The organism is Shewanella sp. BJSY2023SW001 (assembly GCF_047314685.1).
Lineage (GTDB): Bacteria > Pseudomonadota > Gammaproteobacteria > Enterobacterales > Shewanellaceae > Shewanella > Shewanella indica.
This window is the reverse complement of sequence record NZ_JBKORF010000019.1, coordinates 57,206-73,874: the sequence shown is the minus strand read 5'-3', so window position 1 is coordinate 73,874 and position 16,669 is coordinate 57,206. Positions and strand designations below refer to the sequence as shown.

Here is a 16,669-nt window from a genome sequence, read left to right as displayed (position 1 = left end):
CTTCGGCCATCCGGCAGTGAAAATACGCAAACTTGCAGTCAAAATCCCACATCTGTGGAAACAACACAAGCCCCGACGGCGACTCTTGCGCCCTACCAACAAATCCGTTTCGGTGACAAGCCCTTCGGGCGGCAAATTTGTCTGGCGGCGGTAGGCAGTGAAGCCCTGTTGCCGCTGCTGCAACTCTGGAGCCAACTACGACAGAATTATCCCAAGCTTGTGTTACAACTCTTGCTGTTTGCCGCCGATAAAGATTCCCGGGCAGAATCGCTCAAGGTCCTGCAAAGCAAACTGCCATTATGGCAGACCACCGAAGCTACGGCATTCGCCGAACATCAAACAAGCGCAGTAATGGCGCTTCTTGCCGAGCTGCAGGCAGGTAAACCTCTGGCAATCCCCGGCTGCCAACGTTTTGTGCTCGATGGTGGCAGGTTGACACTGGATCTCTACCTTGAATTTGACGCCACCTTGCTCAAAGAGTTGCCTGGGGTAAACCATAACGGCTGGATAGACAACTGGCTCTGGCTTGCAGAGTCCTTACCCTCTCAGGCAGCGGTCTGGCAGATGGCGCGCTTGGCTAAAGACTACGCCTCCTTGCTGTGCCTGCCAAGTAAGAGAAGCGCTCTTGCCTCTATTATGGTCAATAGCGGGCTCAATATAGTAGATTTTAACGGGCCGGCAGCACTGCTTTTGACTCAACAAACTGAGCTCGAGCCCATCGCCAAGGCAGAACGCCTTGCCTTGCGGCGCCAAAGCAATGCCAGACTGGCGCCCTGGCCGCTCTACCGGGAGCCTATGCTTGCAGATGATGAATCTATTGCCATTATTGGCGCCGGTGTGGCCGGCAGTCAGCTGGCATTGTCATTGGCAGAGCGCCAACAAGCCAGCCAGGTATTTTGCAGCGAGGATAACGCGGGTGAAAGTGCCAGCGGCAACCGACAAGGTGCACTATACCCGCTGTTGACGCCGGAAACATCAGAGCTCAACACCCTGTTCCAACAAGGTTTTCTCTTCAGTCGACGGCGGATAACCGCCCTGACTGCCGCCGGGTTCGATATCGCCCATGACTTTTGCGGTGTGTTACACACGGGCTATGATGAGCGAAGCCGCGCCCGCCTGGATAAGATTGCCGAGGGCCAAAACTGGCACCCGGATATTCTGCGCCGGATCGACAGCTTTGAAGCTACTGAGCTTGCGGGATTGGATATAGAAGAAGATGGCCTTTTTTACCCTCTGGGTGGCTGGGTCTGCCCCAGAGCACTGTGCCGCGCCGCCATCCAATACGCCGTCGACTCGAGTTACTGTGACTTTCAACCCCGAACCCATATCAAGGCGATTTCAAGAGAGGATCACCTCTGGTGGTTAAGTGCTGCCGATGGTCGCCGCTTTGGGCCATTCAAGAAGCTGGTGTTGGCAAGCGGCGCTTCGCTGACGGCGCTGCCACAAACTTCGGCCCTACCCGCCTCACCTTTTCGCGGCCAGGTCAGTGAAGTTGCAACCCAAGGCGGGTTGGGAGCGCTTAAGGCAGTGCTGTGCGCCAAGGGATACCTCACTCCGGCCTGGGAGGGGATTCATTGCCTGGGAGCCAGTTATATCAAAGATCCCGAGCAGTTGGCCTACAGCGACGCCGAGCAGAGAGAAAACCTGCAAAAAATCGCCATGAGTTATCCGGATGCCGACTGGCACCGGGGGCTGGTGATGGGACAAGATGCCAGAGTAGGGGTGCGTATGGTCACCCGGGATCACTTTCCCATGTTGGGGCAAGCACCGGATGTCGGTGCACTAATGCAGGCTTATCAGCAACATCAGCACACACCCGAGAGTGCCCGCTACTGGCAACAGACACTGGCGCCTGTGCATCCCGGTCTTTATATTCTTGGTGGTTTGGGCTCACGCGGCCTCAGCACAGGTCCATTGGCGGCGGAAATTCTGGCATCAGAGCTTTGTCATCAACCCTTGCCGGTAGGCAGTACGCTGCTGCAGCGCCTTAATCCCAACCGGATGTGGATGCGCAAACTTATCAAGGGTAAAGCGCTTTAATATTGAATGAATTAACCAAGACATGCATGGGCAAACCGAGCTTAATAGAGGAAGCTGTTATCAAAGCCTCACTCAGAAACTATCGCATCCATGGATAATCTATATCCATTAGCCGACAGTATTGCCATTCTGGCATCGGCCACAGCTCGTCAAACCGTTTAAGTTGAATGGAACGCCCGTCCACGAATAACATTCCAAATGAACCAACACAGGTAATCAATCGAGATAAAAAATGCCGCTCAGCATAACTGAACGGCATTGTACTTTAAGACTGCTTTTGCAGATGCAGACTTAAACTATATTACAGTTCTTCAGCATTCTCAGACAGGTAGGCAGCAACACCGTCTGGGCTGTCTTTCATGCCTTTCTTGCCTTTTTCCCAACCTGCAGGACAAACTTCACCGTGCTCTTCGTGGAATTGCAGCGCGTCAATCATACGCAGCATTTCATCGACGTTACGGCCAAGAGGCAGATCGTTAACGACCTGGTGACGCACCATGCCTTCTTTGTCGATCAGGAAAGAACCGCGGAAAGCCACACCGGCTTCAGGGTGTTCAACGTCGTAAGCCTTACAGATATCGTGGCGAACGTCGGCTACCAGAGTGTATTGAACCTGGCCGATACCGCCTTTTTCCACTGGGGTGTTACGCCATGCATTGTGAGTAAACTGAGAATCGATAGAAACACCGATCACTTCAACGCCACGCTTCTTGAACTCTTCCATGCGGTGATCGAAGGCGATCAGCTCAGATGGGCACACGAAGGTGAAATCCAGTGGGTAGAAGAACACTACCGCAGGCTTGCCTTTGATTGCTGCTGTCAGGTTGAAGCTGTCAACAATTTCACCAGAACCCAGAACAGCTGCTGCAGTAAAGTCCGGAGCCGGACGGCCTACTAATACGCTCATTTTATACCTCCATCTATGGATTGAGCTGTGAATAAAACAGAATCCGTTTTAACTACAAGCCATTATAAGAGGTGCCATGCACCTGACAACCTATTTAGGATCAATATCACGCTTTTGCTGCATTTTAAGGCTTGTCTGGGTAAGAAATCGGCAAGTGTGCGGCCACGGCAATAACCTGGCTCACAAAGCGACTCGATAACCTCAGGATCCAGTTCACAAAGAGAGATTTTTTCCCGCAAACACTGATTGCAGCTGGACATCCAAGCCCCCCCAGTCAAAAATAGCCCCTTTGTTTAGCGAATAAGACTTTACTATGAACGCAGTTGTGATTGCCGTCTGTCTGATGCTCGCTCTCAGCCTGGCCCGGGTCAATGTGGTGATCGCCTTGACGATCAGTGCCCTGGTCGCCGGCTTGATGGGAGGACTGGACATCCACCAGACCATAGAGGCATTCAATACCGGCCTGGGCGGAGGTGCCCAGATAGCCCTGAGTTATGCCCTGCTCGGCGCCTTTGCCGTGGCCCTGTCCCATTCCGGGCTGACCACTTTGATCTCCACTACTGTGATCAAGGCCCTTGGCAAAGATCCCGATAGTCAAAATCTCAAGTGGGTTCGCAGCCTGTTGCTGCTGTCGCTGCTGGCCATGGCTATCAGCTCACAAAATATTCTGCCGATCCATATCGCCTTTATCCCCATTCTGGTGCCGCCCCTCTTGCATCTGATGTCCAAACTCAAGCTGGACAGGCGTTTGGTCGCCTGTGTTATCACCTTCGGCCTGGTCACCACTTATATGGTGTTGCCTGTGGGCTTTGGCGGCATATTTCTAAACGACATACTGCTGGCAAACCTGCAGTCCAACGGCTTAGAGGCCCAGTCAGGGGATATTCCCCAAGCCATGCTTATTCCGGCCGCCGGCATGCTGGCCGGACTGTTGACGGCCGTGTTTATCAGCTATCGCAAGCCAAGAGAGTACCGGGAAGAGCAGATCCTCGCCGCCGAGCCGGAAACCGGACTCAGCAAGCGCAACATCACCATTGCCGTGCTGGCCATTCTGGCGACTCTGCTGGTGCAGCTGCAGACAGATTCGATGATTTTCGGCGCACTGGTCGGCTTTATGATCTTCTCATTCAGCGGCGCGCTCAAACATGTGGCCGATGAAGATATCTTTAACCAAGGCGTGCGCATGATGGCCAACATAGGCTTTATCATGATAGCCGCCGCCGGTTTCGCCGCCGTGGTCAAACAAACCGGTGAAGTGCTGACTCTGGTGAGTGCCATAGGTGAGTTGATTGGTGACAACAAGGGCCTTGGCGCGCTGTTGATGCTGGTGGTGGGTCTGTTGATCACCATGGGTATTGGCTCATCCTTCTCGACTATCCCTATTATTGCCACCATCTATGTGCCGCTGGCGCTGAACTTTGGTTTCTCTGTGCCTGCGGTTATCGCGCTGGTCGGCACCGCCGCAGCGCTTGGGGATGCCGGCTCACCGGCATCGGACTCGACGCTCGGCCCCACCGCCGGCCTGAATGCCGATGGTCAACACGACCATATCCGCGACAGCGTGATTCCAACCTTTATTCACTACAATATCCCGCTGCTGATCTTCGGCTGGATTGCCGCCATGGTACTCTAAGCACTGCCTTGGGGAATGATGGCCCTGAATACAAAAAGCCAGTCTGTATCAGACTGGCTTTTTTGCTTTAGCGGCCTGCTTTACAAGCCGGGGTCGAGCTTATCAGCGCGGTTTCAGGCCTGAGTTTCTTCTATCAGGCGGTTACCTGAGCCTATCTCTATTTTGCGCGGTTTCATGGCTTCAGGGATCTCGCGCACCAAATCTATATTGAGCAGGCCGTGTTCCAGATGGGCGCCTTCGACGGTCACATAATCGGCCAACTGGAAGGTACGTTCAAAGCCGCGCTCGGCAATGCCCTGATACAGGTATTTACGCTCCGGAGCCTGTTCGCCCTTGGTGCCTTTCACCAACAGCTTTTCGCCCTCGCTGGTGATCTCCAGCTCATCCATGGCAAAACCTGCAACCGCCATGGTGATCCGGTAACGGTTCTCACCTAAGAGCTCGATATTGTATGGAGGGTAACCGGCATTGCCATTGTTGGCGGCGGCATGTTCGGCCAAACGGGCCAAACGATCAAAACCGATAGCGCTGCGGTAAAGGGGAGTCAAATCATAGTTACGCATAGTCATATCCTCATAGATTAAGCAATATGTAGTGTCGGGCCGAATCATCGCACCCTAGGTTTCACTGGCCGCCCAATGGCACGGCCTTTCATTTATCGGTCAAGGCACTTTCCCTGCCGACACTCAATAGATAAGGTCGGGCAAAAGTATTTCAAGTGTCGGTAGAATTAATTGATTAAAAATCACTCAAAGCCACATGGCTGCCCTGCTCTTTTGCCACAAAAAAGCAGCCCCGAAGGGCTGCCTGTAAAGTGACTTAAAGTGCTATTTACTGAGGCACTTCACAACCCAGTGGGCTGTTGGAGTTTTCATAAACGATATCGCCTACCGGCTCGTAATCAACGGCCTTGATGCTTTGTTTCTCTTTCAGGAAGCTGTAGAAGACTTCGGCATCAACATAGCCAGTTTGTACCGGATCCAGCTTGGGATAGCCGTCACCGCCCGCTGCGTTGAAGCTGGGTACAGTGAAGGTGTAGCTATCTGTTGCGCTGTAATCCTTGCCGCTGACTTCGCTGATAGCGACCGACTTGGCCTGACAGTCAACTGTCATTTTCACGCCCGTTATCTGGGCATAAGCCCCTGAACCGCGCTGCATGGTAGCCACTACACCCAGATAATCGCTGAGCTCGGCACCTGTCATAGTGCTCAGGGTTATCATGTTACCGAAAGGCTGCACTGTCAGGACATCACGGTAGCTGATATCACCGGCGGCGATAGAGTCACGTACACCACCCGAGTTCATCACGCCGATATCGGCATTTACCTTGGTGGCCTGCGCCATGGCGAGCAAACGGCCCAGGTTGGTCTGCTGACCACGAACCACGCCGCGATCGCCTTCCAGTTTGCCATCGGTAGTGGCGATGATTTCGCCCAGTTTTTCACTACCCTTGTCCTGATATTGCTGCAGTACAGCCTTCACTGTGGTATCGGCAGGGATCGGCTCACCGGCCAGTTCCTTTGTCTTCTTGCCTTCTGCATCCAGTTTTCTCAGGTTGACCGGGATCAGCTTGTAGCTGGCCAAGTGCAGTTTGCCGCCATAATATTCAAAATCGGCGCGGCCAACATATTTACCCCACTCATGGGCCTGCATGATCCAGGTGCCTTTGTGCTGATCAGGAAGGCAATCATCACCGGGTTTGAAGTCGGCATAGCTCTGACTACCGGGTTCCATACAAACCGGATTCTGTGAGTGGCCACCTATGATGACCTGCAGCTGTCCCTCTTCCAGGGCGCGAGCCATGGCCACGTCACCCGGGGCATTGCTGCCGTTTTGGCCATCGGCATAGTGCCCCATGTGAGTGGTTGCCACTATGATATCGGCGGCTTTGTTATCATTGAGCTCTTTGATGACCTTTTTGATCTCTTTTTTGGGATCAGTAAACTCAAGCTCGCCGATAAACTCAGGGTTACCTATCTTGGCGGTATCTTCTGTGGTCAAACCTATGACAGCCACTTTAAGACCTTTAATATCGAAAACCTTGTAAGGCTCGAAGTAACGGCTGCCATCTTTTTTGTAGATGTTGGCAGCCAGCATAGGAAACTCGGCGAGCTCGCGCTGCATATCCAACACACTCAGAGGGTTATCAAACTCGTGGTTACCCACGGCCATGGCGTCATAGCCAATCAAGTTCATGCCGATAAAGTCAGGCTCGGCGTTTTGCAGATCCGACTCAGGCACACCTGTGTTGATATCACCACCTGAGAGCAACAGAGCCTGGCCGCCGTTGCTTTCCACTTCGTTGCGTAAGCGCTCAACCAGCGTCTTACGGGCTGCCATACCATACTCACCGTCACTGTTTTCCCAGAAGCGGCCATGGTTGTCATTGGTGTGTAAAATGGTGAACTTGGTGCAGTTATCGGCGCCGCAGACTTCCGGTGCCGGATCCTTGTCATCACTGTTACAACCGGCGAGAGCAGCCAGAATGGCTGTCGCCAAAAGTCCTTTCATCAGTTTATTAGACATTGTTAAATCAACCCCATGTTTTTATTTATTTTTACCATCATCATTAATAAGCGGAGAAGCGAACTTCCCGCGCCCGACATACTAGCAAGATTAAGTCAAAAACATGTCACTTTTATTAACAAACAGGAGTTAAATGCATGATTTTAAGGCGGGAAACAACACAAACTGTTCACAATTTAGAATAGGCTTCCAGGGAGCTCTCATACTTTAGCGTATTCTGCTGCTGATATTAAAGTGCACTTGGCACACAATAAAACCTATCGCACTGATATATATGAAAATAACTAAAGTATTAGCAGCGGCAGGCTATTGTTTGATAATGGAAACACCCCCTGAAAGGCCGTTTCCATTATGGGACGACTTATTTTTCAATAAATTAAAACTGGATATTAGGAAAGTGTGAACAAGTTCCACCTGTACTCTGCGTTATCCACCCCAGTCAAACCCCAGGTATGCCTTCAGGCAGTAGCTTTGAATGCCAATTCTGTGTCAGCCACTCTCTCAATAAGGACGTCGCTAGAACTTATTCGTACCTTCCCTAATTCAAACGCGCCTGCAGCCACTGACTGATGAGATTCAGCTCTTGCGGCACCACGCCGTGCGCCATTGGGAATGTATGCCATTCGAGCCGATATCCTCCCTGCTCGAGCGCTTCTTTGGCCATACGTCCGGCACTGAGAGCAACCACATCATCCTGCTCGCCATGACACTGCAAGATTGGTGTATCACGGTTGGCGCTGCTCAAGTCTTCCGGCAGCTGCTCACCCCCCGGCAAATAACAGGACAACGCCATAATACCGGCCAACGCTTCGGGGTAGCGCAGTGCGGTAAAGAGGCTCATCACCCCACCTTGGCTGAAGCCGGCAAGCACAATGCGGTTGGCGGCAATGCCCTGGGCGACTTGCTGCTCTATGAGTTGTCGAACCAAACGCTCGGATTGCAGTACCCCAGCCATATCGGCTCTGTCATGGAGATTGAGGCTCTTGATGTCATACCAGGCGCGCATCACATAGCCACCATTGACAGTGACAGCCTGCTCCGGCGCATGTGGAAACACAAAGCGTATTGAGTGATCGGCCGGCAGTCCCAATGCCGGCACCACAGGGGCAAAGCCGTCACCCGAGTCACCCAAACCATGCAACCAGATAACGCAGGCGGTGGCCGGCTCCCGGGGTTCAATAACAACGGCGTCCAGGGTAGTTGACGACATAACAACATCCTTCTTGATAGGCAAAAATGTGACCGACATCATATCAGGCTAATAATTCCTTGCCAGCACCATTCTAAAAATTCGAATAAAAACACGTGTATTTCGCGCTTTACCCATAAATAACCACCACCTAGACTGAAATGCGAGCCATAGGGCAAAGCGGTTAAAGGAGCGAAAAATGGGATTATTGCAGCAGGGCAAATGGGTCGACCAGTGGTATCAGACAGACAAAAGCGGCGGCAAGTTCGTCCGTGAAGATGCCAAGCTGCGAAACTGGATCACCCCGGATGGTAGCCCGGGCCCCAGTGGTCAAGGTGGATTCAAGGCCGAACCGGGCCGCTACCATCTCTATGTTTCACTCGCTTGCCCCTGGGCCCACAGAACCTTGATATTTCGCGCCTTGAAGGGATTGGAGGCGCTTATCTCAATGACTGTGGTCGAGCCCCATATGTTGGAAAATGGTTGGGAATTTGCCACAGAGGCGGGCCCCAAGGGCGGCCACCCTATCCAGGGCGCCGAGCAAGACCCTTTGTTTGGCAAAGCATTCCTCTACCAAATTTACCAGCTCGCCGCGGCCGATTATAGCGGTCGGGTGACAGTACCTGTCTTGTGGGACAAACATCATCAGACCATAGTCAGTAATGAATCGTCGGAAATCATCCGTATGTTCAACTCTGCCTTCGATCATCTGACCGGCAATAACCTGGACTTTTACCCGCCCCATCTGAGAGAGGAGATAGATACGCTCAACGAGTTCATCTATCCCAATATCAATAACGGGGTTTACCGGGCCGGTTTTGCCACCTCACAACAAGCCTATCAAGAGGCCTTTGAGCAGCTGTTCAGTGCCCTTGACAGATTGGAGTTGCAATTGAGTGAGCGCCGCTTTCTCACCGGCTCACAACTCACTGAGGCCGACTGGCGCTTGTTTACCACCTTAATCCGTTTCGATGCTGTCTATGTGGGTCACTTCAAGACCAATAAACGCCGTATTGAAGACTACCCGGCGCTGAGCCAATACCTGCGCGATCTGTATCAGTACCCCGGTATTGCCGCCACGGTCAACTTTGAACATATCAAGCAGCACTACTACTACAGCCATGGACAGATAAACCCCAGTCGCATCGTGCCCCAGGGCCCCGAGTTAGACTATCAGCGCAGCCATCAACGCCACAGACTGGAATAGTAAATCACTCGGGCGTCAGGCCGTAAAAGTCTGCCAGTTGCTCGAGCTGTTCATCTGAGTCGAGCCGCAGCTGCCAACGCACGGCGCCGGCATCGGCCAGCAGAATGCAAGGGCCTTTGAGCAAACGGATATCGTCGCTCAGCGCCATCAACACTGTCTGCATGGCCGGCAAACGAACTTGCAGCTCATTGGGACTCAGCAGCAATCGCCCCTGCTCGCAGTTAATTTTCATCCCCTCTCCTCCCAATGGTTTCTCAATCAAAAACGCCCGCTAAAGCGGGCGTTTTCAGTTAAGGCCAAACTCAGTGCTGATGACCACCGACGCCATGGGCATGACCATGAGCTATCTCTTCATGGCTGGCTTCACGGGCTGAGACCACTTCAATATCAAAGGTCAGCTCGCGACCGGCCAATGGGTGATTGATGTCCACAGTGGCCATAAACTTGCCCACCTTGACCACAGTCACTTGACGCTGACCTTGATCTGTATTGACGACCGCGCGCATGCCAGGCTTCCATACTTTGGCGCCCATCAGGTGTTTTACCGATACGCGCTGCTCAGCGCCTTCAACCCGCTCACCGTAAGTTTCAGAGGCAGGCAAGGTCACACTGAACTTGGCACCTATCTCTTTGCCTTCGATGGCTTTCTCGACTCCAGGCATCATGTTGTCATGGCCGTGCAGATAGGCGATGGGATCGTGCCCCTCGTTGGTTTCCAGCACTTCACCCTTTTCATCGCGCAGTGTGTAATTGAACTGCACCACCATATCTTCTTTAACGCTCATTCTGAGTCCTCAGTATTCATGATTCCGGCGCAGCTTAACAAAACTGTCGCCTGCACTCCACTGCTTTGGATTAACGCCCGGCGCCCGGCACTATCGCCAGGTGCTCGAGTCGCTCCAGCACCTGGTGGTTTTTCAATGCCAACTGACAAACACCACCATCAATTTGATGCTTAACAGAGCAATCCACACTCCAGCTGCGCAGCAGATATCCGGCCAAGGCCGCATTGCTGGCCACCTTGAGTTCGCCATCCTCCATACGATAGTCGAGCATAATCGCCTCCGGGTGTTTCAGGCTCGGATGGGGAACCAACACCAGTTCCACCGGCGTCAACCAGTTGTTGTCGGCTGCCGGTTGCTCCTTGGGCAAGGGAGAGCCTTCAAGTTCTCTGGCCTGCTTGATACGGGTCACCACAAAGTCGTTGAACTTGCCATGCAGTCTGTCAAATGCCCGCACATGCCAGCGCTGACCGTTGTTGACCAGGGCATGGGGCACTATTTCACGAAAAGTTTCGCCGCTTGAGGTGGAGACATATTGCAGCGCCAGCGCCAGCCCTTGTTGAATCGAGCGCATCAGCGCCGCGATAATCTCGGTATCCGGATGAATAAGCCGCACCGCATCGAAACATACCTGGCTGGGCACCAGGGGCTGTGACAAACCATCTCCAAAGCCACGGGCCAGACCCGAGAGAATGGCTTCAGGATCGTGATGAAACAAGGGCTTGAATTCATGCTGGCGCTGATAATGACGGCTGGGATGCATCAGCTTAAGATTCTGTGGCGCCAGCTCGCGATAGAGGCTGAAGTCGCGGGTGGCGGCCGCCAATCCGGTGGCAAACTTGGCAATCAGATCCTGACGACTGACCTGACCAAAATATTGCAAACTGAAATCGATAAAGGCCAGACGCTGACGCTGGCCGTGACTCAACGTGTCTATGTTGCTCATCTCGCTGCGCATATCATTCCCTGAGTTCAAATCGGTGCAGGAAAACGCCAAACTCTGCTGCCGGCATTATCCGGGCAGTTGCTTGGCGCCTTTATAAACTAACATTAGCCAATCCCTTGGCTACCGGCAATCATTTTGATTAGCAGAACTAGAGTCCCAGGGCTTTAAAAGTTTCGGCAGAAGGGAAACCGTCGGCCACCAAGCCTTTGCTGAGCTGAAACGCCTGTAAACTGGCGCGGGAGTTACGCCCGAGAATACCGTCCGGCTTTCCGGCATCAAACCCCTGCTCATTGAGCTTTTGCTGCAGTGCCTTTATCTGAGCGCGGCTCAAGCGGGTTTGCTGCGGCGGTGCTTTGGCAAGCCGACCGGCGCCACTTATTCTGTCGGCCAAATGGCCTACTGAGATGGCATAAAACTCAGAACGGTTCCAACGCTGGATCACCTGGAAGTTATCGTAGCCGAGAAACGCAGGTCCCTCGTGCCCGGCGGGCAGATAGAGTCTGGCTTCCATCTGGGCCTGTGGCAGCACCTTGCCATTGCTCTGGGTCAATCCCAGCGCCTGCCAGTCGGCGAGAGACTTTTTCTGCCCCAGATGCTGATAATCAAATGATTCAGGTAAGCGAACCTCCCTGCCCCAGCGTTCGTTGCGCTGCCACCCCAGGTGAGCAAGAAAGTTTGCCGCCGAGGTCAGGGCATCATCTATGCTGTTCCAGAGATCCGCCTTGCCATCACCGTCACCGTCGACGGCATAACTGGCATAGGCACTGGGCATAAACTGGGTGTGTCCCATGGCCCCGGCCCAGGAGCCTTGCATATCAGCCGCAGCAAAACCATATTTCTGGCTCAGCTTCAACGCTGTCATCAACTCCTGGGTAAAAAAGCCCGAACGGCGGGAGTCGCAGGCCAGGGTTGCCAGCGAATCCAACACCGGCATCTTGCCCTTGTACCCCCCGTAATTAGTCTCCATGCCCCAGAAAGACAAGAGATATTGCGGCGGCACACCGTACTCGCGCTTGAGCTTATCCAGCAGCGCTTTGTGTTCAACCAGCAGTTCCCTGCCCTTGGAAACCCGCCAATCTGTTACCCGCTTATCGAAATAGTTGGCAAATGTCTGGGTAAACTCGGGCTGACTGCGATCCAGCTCTATCACTCTGGGGACAAACTTGAGTTGCTTAAGATGTGAGTCGATGGTCTGTTGACTGATCCCCTCTTTCAGGGCCTTGTCCTGCATCGCCACAATACACTGAGGAAAAGCCGCTTCTCCGGCCTTTATCAGGGCTTCTACAGGATCCTCATTCTGGGGGGCTGCCAGCGTTTGCGTGGCCAACAGCAGGGGAAACCAGGATAATACTCTGAACACCTTCCGACTCCTTAAAAAATTAAACACCCCATCGAGTTCCATCCTAACCAGTCGCTCAGCGTTTTTTAAGCCCCGCAGGCATAATTCCCTGTCGTTGAGTCGATTTTTAAGCATTTATTCCTGTTTGTTCATCTGAGGTTAAGATTCACTTGGACTCCAGTGCTTATGCCGTATAATGGCGCCACTAACCCTTGCTCAAGAGAGAGATCATGACTGATTTAGCGCCGGCACTGAGCCAATTTATCGATAACGTCAAAGCGCACCAGCAGGTGTGGGGCTTGCAGGACGACTCCGGCGAAGGCTGGGTGGTGTGTGACTCCAGCGAATATGAAGACACAGATGTCATGCCTTTATGGTCTGATCAGGCAGTGGCCCAAAGCCATTGCACCGAGGAGTGGGTCAACTTCGCACCGGTAGCGATTTCACTGGAAGAGCTGCTGGAGTTCTGGATTGAAGATCTCAACGAAGATGGCGTATTGATTGGTATCGATTGGCGCGCAGAGCAGGAATGTCCCGAAGTTGAGCCGGTAGAGCTGGCCAAGTTCCTGGTGGACGTGGAAGCCGAATAAGCTTTATCAGGTCGGGAGTCACCAAGACTCCCGACTTCTTTTAAGACTCAGAGCAGCATCTGCACAACCCTATGCCCTGTCCCTTGGTCGACATCCCCTTTAATTGCCGTCACAGTTGCTGGTTTTGTGCCGAGCCCTGCGAGCACATTTTCACCTTTGAGGCCTCCCCCCATGCAGAACATGCCTCACTGAGCGTGCCCGCCTGTAAGGAGTGCCTGACGCTGGCCCGCCAACATACTCTCACCTCGATATACGAGTGCCGTATTGCAGTTAAAGATGCATTGATGAAGCGCTACGCCAAACATCTGGCCATAGGGCTGAATTGGACCCGTGAAGAGCTGGAAGAATCTGAGTTTTCCTGCAAAATTCTTGGCGGTTTTAAACGCAGCGCCTGGTTTATGTATGAAGTGGCCAGGGACAGGATCAATGCCAAGGGCTGGCCCCTGTGCATCGAGGGAGTTCCGCTGAGCGACGAAACCCCAAATACCGGGTTTGACTTCGATGGCTTGCACTACAGCTCAGTGTTTGCCGCCATAGAGCACTACGCCAAAAACTTTGCACTGGATAAAGACTTTCTGCAGGCCTTGACTGCGATCTGCGGCCGCGACAGATTTGCCTTCGCCGTGCGCCTGGCCAGGCTCAACATCGCCGCGGACAAACGCACCAAAAAGCAACTTATCCGCGAACTGGAGCAGGAAAACAGCCGTTAATCAGCCCAGCTGGCGAATTCTGTCCTGCACCGCTTCCACCAACAGATCCGGCTGGAACTTGGAAATAAAACGATCGCAGCCCACCTTTTCTACCATCGCCTTATTGAAACTGCCGCTGAGGGAGGTATTGAGGGTAATAAAAAGATCGGCCATCCGCTTGTCATTACGCACCTCATAGGTAAGACGGTAACCGTCCATTTCGGGCATTTCAGCGTCGGTGATCATCATCAAAATCTGCTCTGTCACCTTGAGCCCCTGATCGCACCAGGACTTGAGCAGCGTCAGCGCCTCGCGGCCATCACTGCGTTCAATCACTTCAAGCCCCAGCTGCCCCAAAGTATCGCGCACCTGGCGTCTGGCGGTGGGCGAATCGTCAACAATTAAAATCTTGTGTCCCGGCATCTTGGCCACCAAGGATTCATCCAACACACCTTCTGAGAGACGCACGTCATAGTGGATGATTTCCGCCAGTACCTTCTCTACATCGATAATCGACACCAACTCAGTTTTACCCTGGGTTTCCATCCGAGTGATGGCTGTAAGGTAATGATTGCGGCCGGCGGTTTTCGGCGGTGGCATGATATCGCCCCAGGTCATGTTGACTATATGCTCAACCTTGCCCACCAGAAACCCCTGCACACTACGGTTGTATTCTGTGATGATAAGGTTAGCGTCTTCGCCCACAGGCATGGGCGAGAAACCTATAGCGCTGCGCAGATTGATAACGGGAATCGAAACGCCACGGATATTGGCGACACCACTGATGGCTGGGTGGCTGCCTGGCATGGTCGAGAGTTCCGGCAGTTTCACTACCTCTTTAACTTTAAAAACATTGATGGCAAACAGCTGAGTCGAACTGATCCTGAACAGCAGTAACTCCAGCCGATTCTCTCCGACGAGTTGGGTTCGTTGATCTACTGATTCCAATACATTTGCCATAACAACTACTTGTCCAATTCTACTGCTGAATATTACGTCGATTATAGTGGTAAAGCGGCGGAACAAACCATGCTTCAGGGCAAATTTAGGCTAAATTGTCTTAAATGATATGCACTTGGCTACTGTTATATCCGTTACAAACATCTGCCTTCATAGAGTTAAGCTGGGCTACAGCAAAAGCCCACGCACGCTCCCTGACTACACGTCATTATCCCGCTCATGCTTGCCGAAGGTTTTACGGGCCAGGATGATGCCCGCCAGCCCCGACAACTGGTGTTGACGAATAATCTCAAAGTTGCCGCTATCTTCAACAACAGCCAAGAGTTCAGCGTGATTGAAACGGTTTTCCTGGGGATGCTCAAACAGACGTCGACTCAAAGGATTACAGATGGCGGCGCGATAAAGCTCTTCCATGACGAAATAGCCGCCAGGGCGCAACACTCTGTACACTTCGACCACCGCCTGTTGCCAGTCCGGAATATGATGAAAGGCGGCAAAATCGACCACAAGATCAAACTGGCTATCGGCAAAGGGCAAGCCGCTGCCATCACCCTGGCACAGATGCAACCAGTTTTGATCCGAATACCGCCCGGCGCAGTGGCTGACCATGTCGGAATCAAAATCGAGCGCCCATACTTCTTGCGCCCCCAGTTCCTGACGCACAAGAGCGATTCCCTCACCAAAGCCGCAACCTATCTCCAAGGCGCGACTAAAAGCCGGTAAAGGCTTGGCAAACAGCTTCAGCAACATCCGCCGCTCCAGCCGCCTTTGCAGCCACAAACGCAGCGGATGCCTGACTATCGATTTTTCAAAGCGATTGAGTTGCATAAATGGCGATCCACGCAGAATAATTCATGGTTAACTTTTAAGTGCCCTTGCGGCGACAATCATCTTCACTCGTCCCCAAAGGGTTCCAGCGGCAGTTGATCCCAATAGATGCCCTGACCAAAGAAGTCTTCCAACAGTTGATTGAGTCGCGAAAAACTACTCACCCTTTGCGGCTTGCCGCTGATACAGTGCCACACGTACCTGTGGCAGTTATTATCAAACAGGTCATAATCCCGATATTGAAACAGGCTCTCGCCGGCGCGGGCCAGTGCTTGTTCACTGACCAAAGGCATTCTTTGATGATCGCAGGCGACAAACACCTTGCTGCCGCTGCGACCTGCCAGAAAACGCTTCACCGACACAGGCCGTACAAGGCCACTGCCGTGGAGCTCGGCCAACATACCGTCGCCGAGCCAAATACCTGTGTGTTCAATGACCCCGAATACGTGGCAGCACACCAGCATCCCGGGCTGCACTCGTTTGACACTCTGGCTGTGAAACCATTCACTGGGTGTCAACCGCGCCTGACCCTTGACGCGCTGTACCGGCAGATCCTTGAGTAATCGATTCTGGGCGATCTTCTTACGCTTCAGTCCTTCATCGGCAAGCCAAATGGTGCCGAGGGCTGCAGAACCGAGCCATAGGAGAGGCAGCGCCATAGGCATACTCCTTATATTATCCTTCGCCGAAGGTTTGCATCTCTGTCAGATCCGTACCGGGGCGGCAGAGCATGGTTCCCAAAGCACAAATTGCAGATACAACAATTGCAATATAAAAAGCCTGACGCCGGTATCCGCGCTCCAAGAGTCCCTCTTTGCCCTTAAACAAGTCAATATGAGCCGCAAGTTTAAATTCTAGTGAAGATTCAGCCAATTAAGCCCACCTTTTTTGAGTAAATTAACACTCACTACTGCAAACTTTTCGGAACATCTTTTCCAGGACTGGTCAGATCTGCTTCACATAGTCCGTCAACAATGGGCGCTTTGGCAAACTTTTGCTAGTATCCGCGCCAAACAACAACACAAAAGTGTAA

17 protein-coding genes are annotated in these 16,669 nt (G+C 52.8%); 5 read left to right on the top strand and 12 right to left on the bottom strand.

All coding sequences use genetic code 11. The annotated features are described in order from the left end of the window. Positions 1 to 54: 54 nt before the first annotated feature. Positions 55 to 2,040, top strand: a complete 1,986-nt coding sequence (gene mnmC, locus ACMHXH_RS04450; protein ID WP_234500773.1) for an FAD-dependent 5-carboxymethylaminomethyl-2-thiouridine(34) oxidoreductase MnmC — start codon at positions 55 to 57, stop codon at positions 2,038 to 2,040. Positions 2,041 to 2,341: 301 nt separating this feature from the next. Here the strand turns inward: mnmC and ACMHXH_RS04445 are convergent, their stop codons facing one another. Next, positions 2,342 to 2,947, bottom strand: coding sequence for a peroxiredoxin (locus ACMHXH_RS04445; protein WP_025009505.1), 606 nt, complete (start codon positions 2,945 to 2,947; stop codon positions 2,342 to 2,344). A 313-nt stretch (positions 2,948 to 3,260) separates the two neighbouring features. Here ACMHXH_RS04445 and ACMHXH_RS04440 point away from each other — a divergent pair, with 313 nt between their 5' ends. Then, complete coding sequence (locus ACMHXH_RS04440; protein WP_054743894.1) at positions 3,261 to 4,580, top strand: Na+/H+ antiporter family protein; 1,320 nt, start codon at positions 3,261 to 3,263, stop codon at positions 4,578 to 4,580. 113 nt (positions 4,581 to 4,693) lie between these two features. Here the strand turns inward: ACMHXH_RS04440 and ACMHXH_RS04435 are convergent, their stop codons facing one another. The 3 genes from ACMHXH_RS04435 to ACMHXH_RS04425 form a co-directional block, all read right to left on the bottom strand. Beyond that, entirely contained in the window at positions 4,694 to 5,143 is a 450-nt protein-coding gene (locus tag ACMHXH_RS04435; RefSeq protein WP_028779347.1) for an Hsp20 family protein, read from the bottom strand. Between the two features lie 268 nt (positions 5,144 to 5,411). Continuing rightward, positions 5,412 to 7,106: a bifunctional UDP-sugar hydrolase/5'-nucleotidase UshA gene (ushA, locus tag ACMHXH_RS04430; protein ID WP_335911986.1), complete on the bottom strand. Its 1,695-nt coding sequence runs from the start codon at positions 7,104 to 7,106 to the stop codon at positions 5,412 to 5,414. 538 nt (positions 7,107 to 7,644) lie between these two features. Beyond that, positions 7,645 to 8,316, bottom strand: coding sequence for an alpha/beta hydrolase (locus ACMHXH_RS04425; protein WP_071475989.1), 672 nt, complete (start codon positions 8,314 to 8,316; stop codon positions 7,645 to 7,647). Positions 8,317 to 8,494: 178 nt separating this feature from the next. Here ACMHXH_RS04425 and ACMHXH_RS04420 point away from each other — a divergent pair, with 178 nt between their 5' ends. Then, positions 8,495 to 9,502 carry a glutathione S-transferase family protein gene (locus tag ACMHXH_RS04420; protein WP_039036158.1) on the top strand — a complete coding sequence of 336 codons (1,008 nt, stop codon included), beginning with the start codon at positions 8,495 to 8,497 and terminating at the stop codon, positions 9,500 to 9,502. Positions 9,503 to 9,506: 4 nt separating this feature from the next. Here the strand turns inward: ACMHXH_RS04420 and ACMHXH_RS04415 are convergent, their stop codons facing one another. The 4 genes from ACMHXH_RS04415 to ACMHXH_RS04400 all read right to left on the bottom strand — a co-directional run bounded on the left by ACMHXH_RS04415 (position 9,507) and on the right by ACMHXH_RS04400 (position 12,590). Further along, positions 9,507 to 9,734: a DUF3389 family protein gene (locus ACMHXH_RS04415; RefSeq protein ID WP_039036157.1), complete on the bottom strand. Its 228-nt coding sequence runs from the start codon at positions 9,732 to 9,734 to the stop codon at positions 9,507 to 9,509. A gap of 70 nt (positions 9,735 to 9,804) precedes the next feature. Then, a complete protein-coding gene (locus tag ACMHXH_RS04410) occupies positions 9,805 to 10,287 on the bottom strand; it encodes an FKBP-type peptidyl-prolyl cis-trans isomerase (RefSeq protein WP_039032870.1) in 483 nt (160 codons plus the stop codon). A 70-nt stretch (positions 10,288 to 10,357) separates the two neighbouring features. Beyond that, entirely contained in the window at positions 10,358 to 11,242 is an 885-nt protein-coding gene (locus tag ACMHXH_RS04405; protein ID WP_234500770.1) for a WYL domain-containing protein, read from the bottom strand. Between the two features lie 136 nt (positions 11,243 to 11,378). Next, positions 11,379 to 12,590 carry a lytic murein transglycosylase gene (locus ACMHXH_RS04400; RefSeq protein WP_409928932.1) on the bottom strand — a complete coding sequence of 404 codons (1,212 nt, stop codon included), beginning with the start codon at positions 12,588 to 12,590 and terminating at the stop codon, positions 11,379 to 11,381. A 209-nt stretch (positions 12,591 to 12,799) separates the two neighbouring features. Here ACMHXH_RS04400 and ACMHXH_RS04395 point away from each other — a divergent pair, with 209 nt between their 5' ends. Both ACMHXH_RS04395 and ACMHXH_RS04390 read left to right on the top strand, forming a co-directional pair. Further along, positions 12,800 to 13,159 (top strand): DUF2750 domain-containing protein, encoded by a 360-nt coding sequence (locus ACMHXH_RS04395; RefSeq protein ID WP_039032869.1) that lies wholly within the window; start codon positions 12,800 to 12,802, stop codon positions 13,157 to 13,159. A 71-nt stretch (positions 13,160 to 13,230) separates the two neighbouring features. Beyond that, positions 13,231 to 13,869 carry a hypothetical protein gene (locus tag ACMHXH_RS04390; protein ID WP_335911982.1) on the top strand — a complete coding sequence of 213 codons (639 nt, stop codon included), beginning with the start codon at positions 13,231 to 13,233 and terminating at the stop codon, positions 13,867 to 13,869. Here ACMHXH_RS04390 and ACMHXH_RS04385 read toward each other — a convergent pair whose 3' ends face one another. The 4 genes from ACMHXH_RS04385 to ACMHXH_RS04370 form a co-directional block, all read right to left on the bottom strand. Beyond that, entirely contained in the window at positions 13,870 to 14,808 is a 939-nt protein-coding gene (locus tag ACMHXH_RS04385; protein WP_039032867.1) for a chemotaxis protein CheV, read from the bottom strand. 198 nt (positions 14,809 to 15,006) lie between these two features. Beyond that, the gene (locus tag ACMHXH_RS04380; protein WP_071475903.1) at positions 15,007 to 15,636 is read right to left on the bottom strand and encodes a class I SAM-dependent methyltransferase; all 630 of its coding nucleotides are present in this window, start codon (positions 15,634 to 15,636) and stop codon (positions 15,007 to 15,009) included. A gap of 65 nt (positions 15,637 to 15,701) precedes the next feature. After that, positions 15,702 to 16,295: a hypothetical protein gene (locus tag ACMHXH_RS04375; RefSeq protein ID WP_335911980.1), complete on the bottom strand. Its 594-nt coding sequence runs from the start codon at positions 16,293 to 16,295 to the stop codon at positions 15,702 to 15,704. 16 nt (positions 16,296 to 16,311) lie between these two features. Then, positions 16,312 to 16,509, bottom strand: coding sequence for a hypothetical protein (locus tag ACMHXH_RS04370; RefSeq protein WP_144360788.1), 198 nt, complete (start codon positions 16,507 to 16,509; stop codon positions 16,312 to 16,314). Positions 16,510 to 16,669: the final 160 nt, after the last annotated feature.

Bases quoted from the DNA above. Each gene is read 5' to 3' on its own strand.
- ACMHXH_RS04445 (WP_025009505.1), bottom strand. From the start codon at position 2,947: ATGAGCGTATTAGTAGGCCGTCCGGCTCCGGACTTTACTGCAGCAGCT.
- ACMHXH_RS04440 (WP_054743894.1), top strand. From the start codon at position 3,261: ATGAACGCAGTTGTGATTGCCGTCTGTCTGATGCTCGCTCTCAGCCTG.
- ACMHXH_RS04435 (WP_028779347.1), bottom strand. From the start codon at position 5,143: ATGCGTAACTATGATTTGACTCCCCTTTACCGCAGCGCTATCGGTTTT.
- ushA (WP_335911986.1), bottom strand. From the start codon at position 7,106: ATGTCTAATAAACTGATGAAAGGACTTTTGGCGACAGCCATTCTGGCT.
- ACMHXH_RS04425 (WP_071475989.1), bottom strand. From the start codon at position 8,316: ATGTCGTCAACTACCCTGGACGCCGTTGTTATTGAACCCCGGGAGCCG.
- ACMHXH_RS04420 (WP_039036158.1), top strand. From the start codon at position 8,495: ATGGGATTATTGCAGCAGGGCAAATGGGTCGACCAGTGGTATCAGACA.
- ACMHXH_RS04415 (WP_039036157.1), bottom strand. From the start codon at position 9,734: ATGAAAATTAACTGCGAGCAGGGGCGATTGCTGCTGAGTCCCAATGAG.
- ACMHXH_RS04410 (WP_039032870.1), bottom strand. From the start codon at position 10,287: ATGAGCGTTAAAGAAGATATGGTGGTGCAGTTCAATTACACACTGCGC.
- ACMHXH_RS04405 (WP_234500770.1), bottom strand. From the start codon at position 11,242: ATGCGCAGCGAGATGAGCAACATAGACACGTTGAGTCACGGCCAGCGT.
- ACMHXH_RS04395 (WP_039032869.1), top strand. From the start codon at position 12,800: ATGACTGATTTAGCGCCGGCACTGAGCCAATTTATCGATAACGTCAAA.
- ACMHXH_RS04390 (WP_335911982.1), top strand. From the start codon at position 13,231: ATGCCCTGTCCCTTGGTCGACATCCCCTTTAATTGCCGTCACAGTTGC.
- ACMHXH_RS04385 (WP_039032867.1), bottom strand. From the start codon at position 14,808: ATGGCAAATGTATTGGAATCAGTAGATCAACGAACCCAACTCGTCGGA.
- ACMHXH_RS04380 (WP_071475903.1), bottom strand. From the start codon at position 15,636: ATGCAACTCAATCGCTTTGAAAAATCGATAGTCAGGCATCCGCTGCGT.
- ACMHXH_RS04375 (WP_335911980.1), bottom strand. From the start codon at position 16,295: ATGGCGCTGCCTCTCCTATGGCTCGGTTCTGCAGCCCTCGGCACCATT.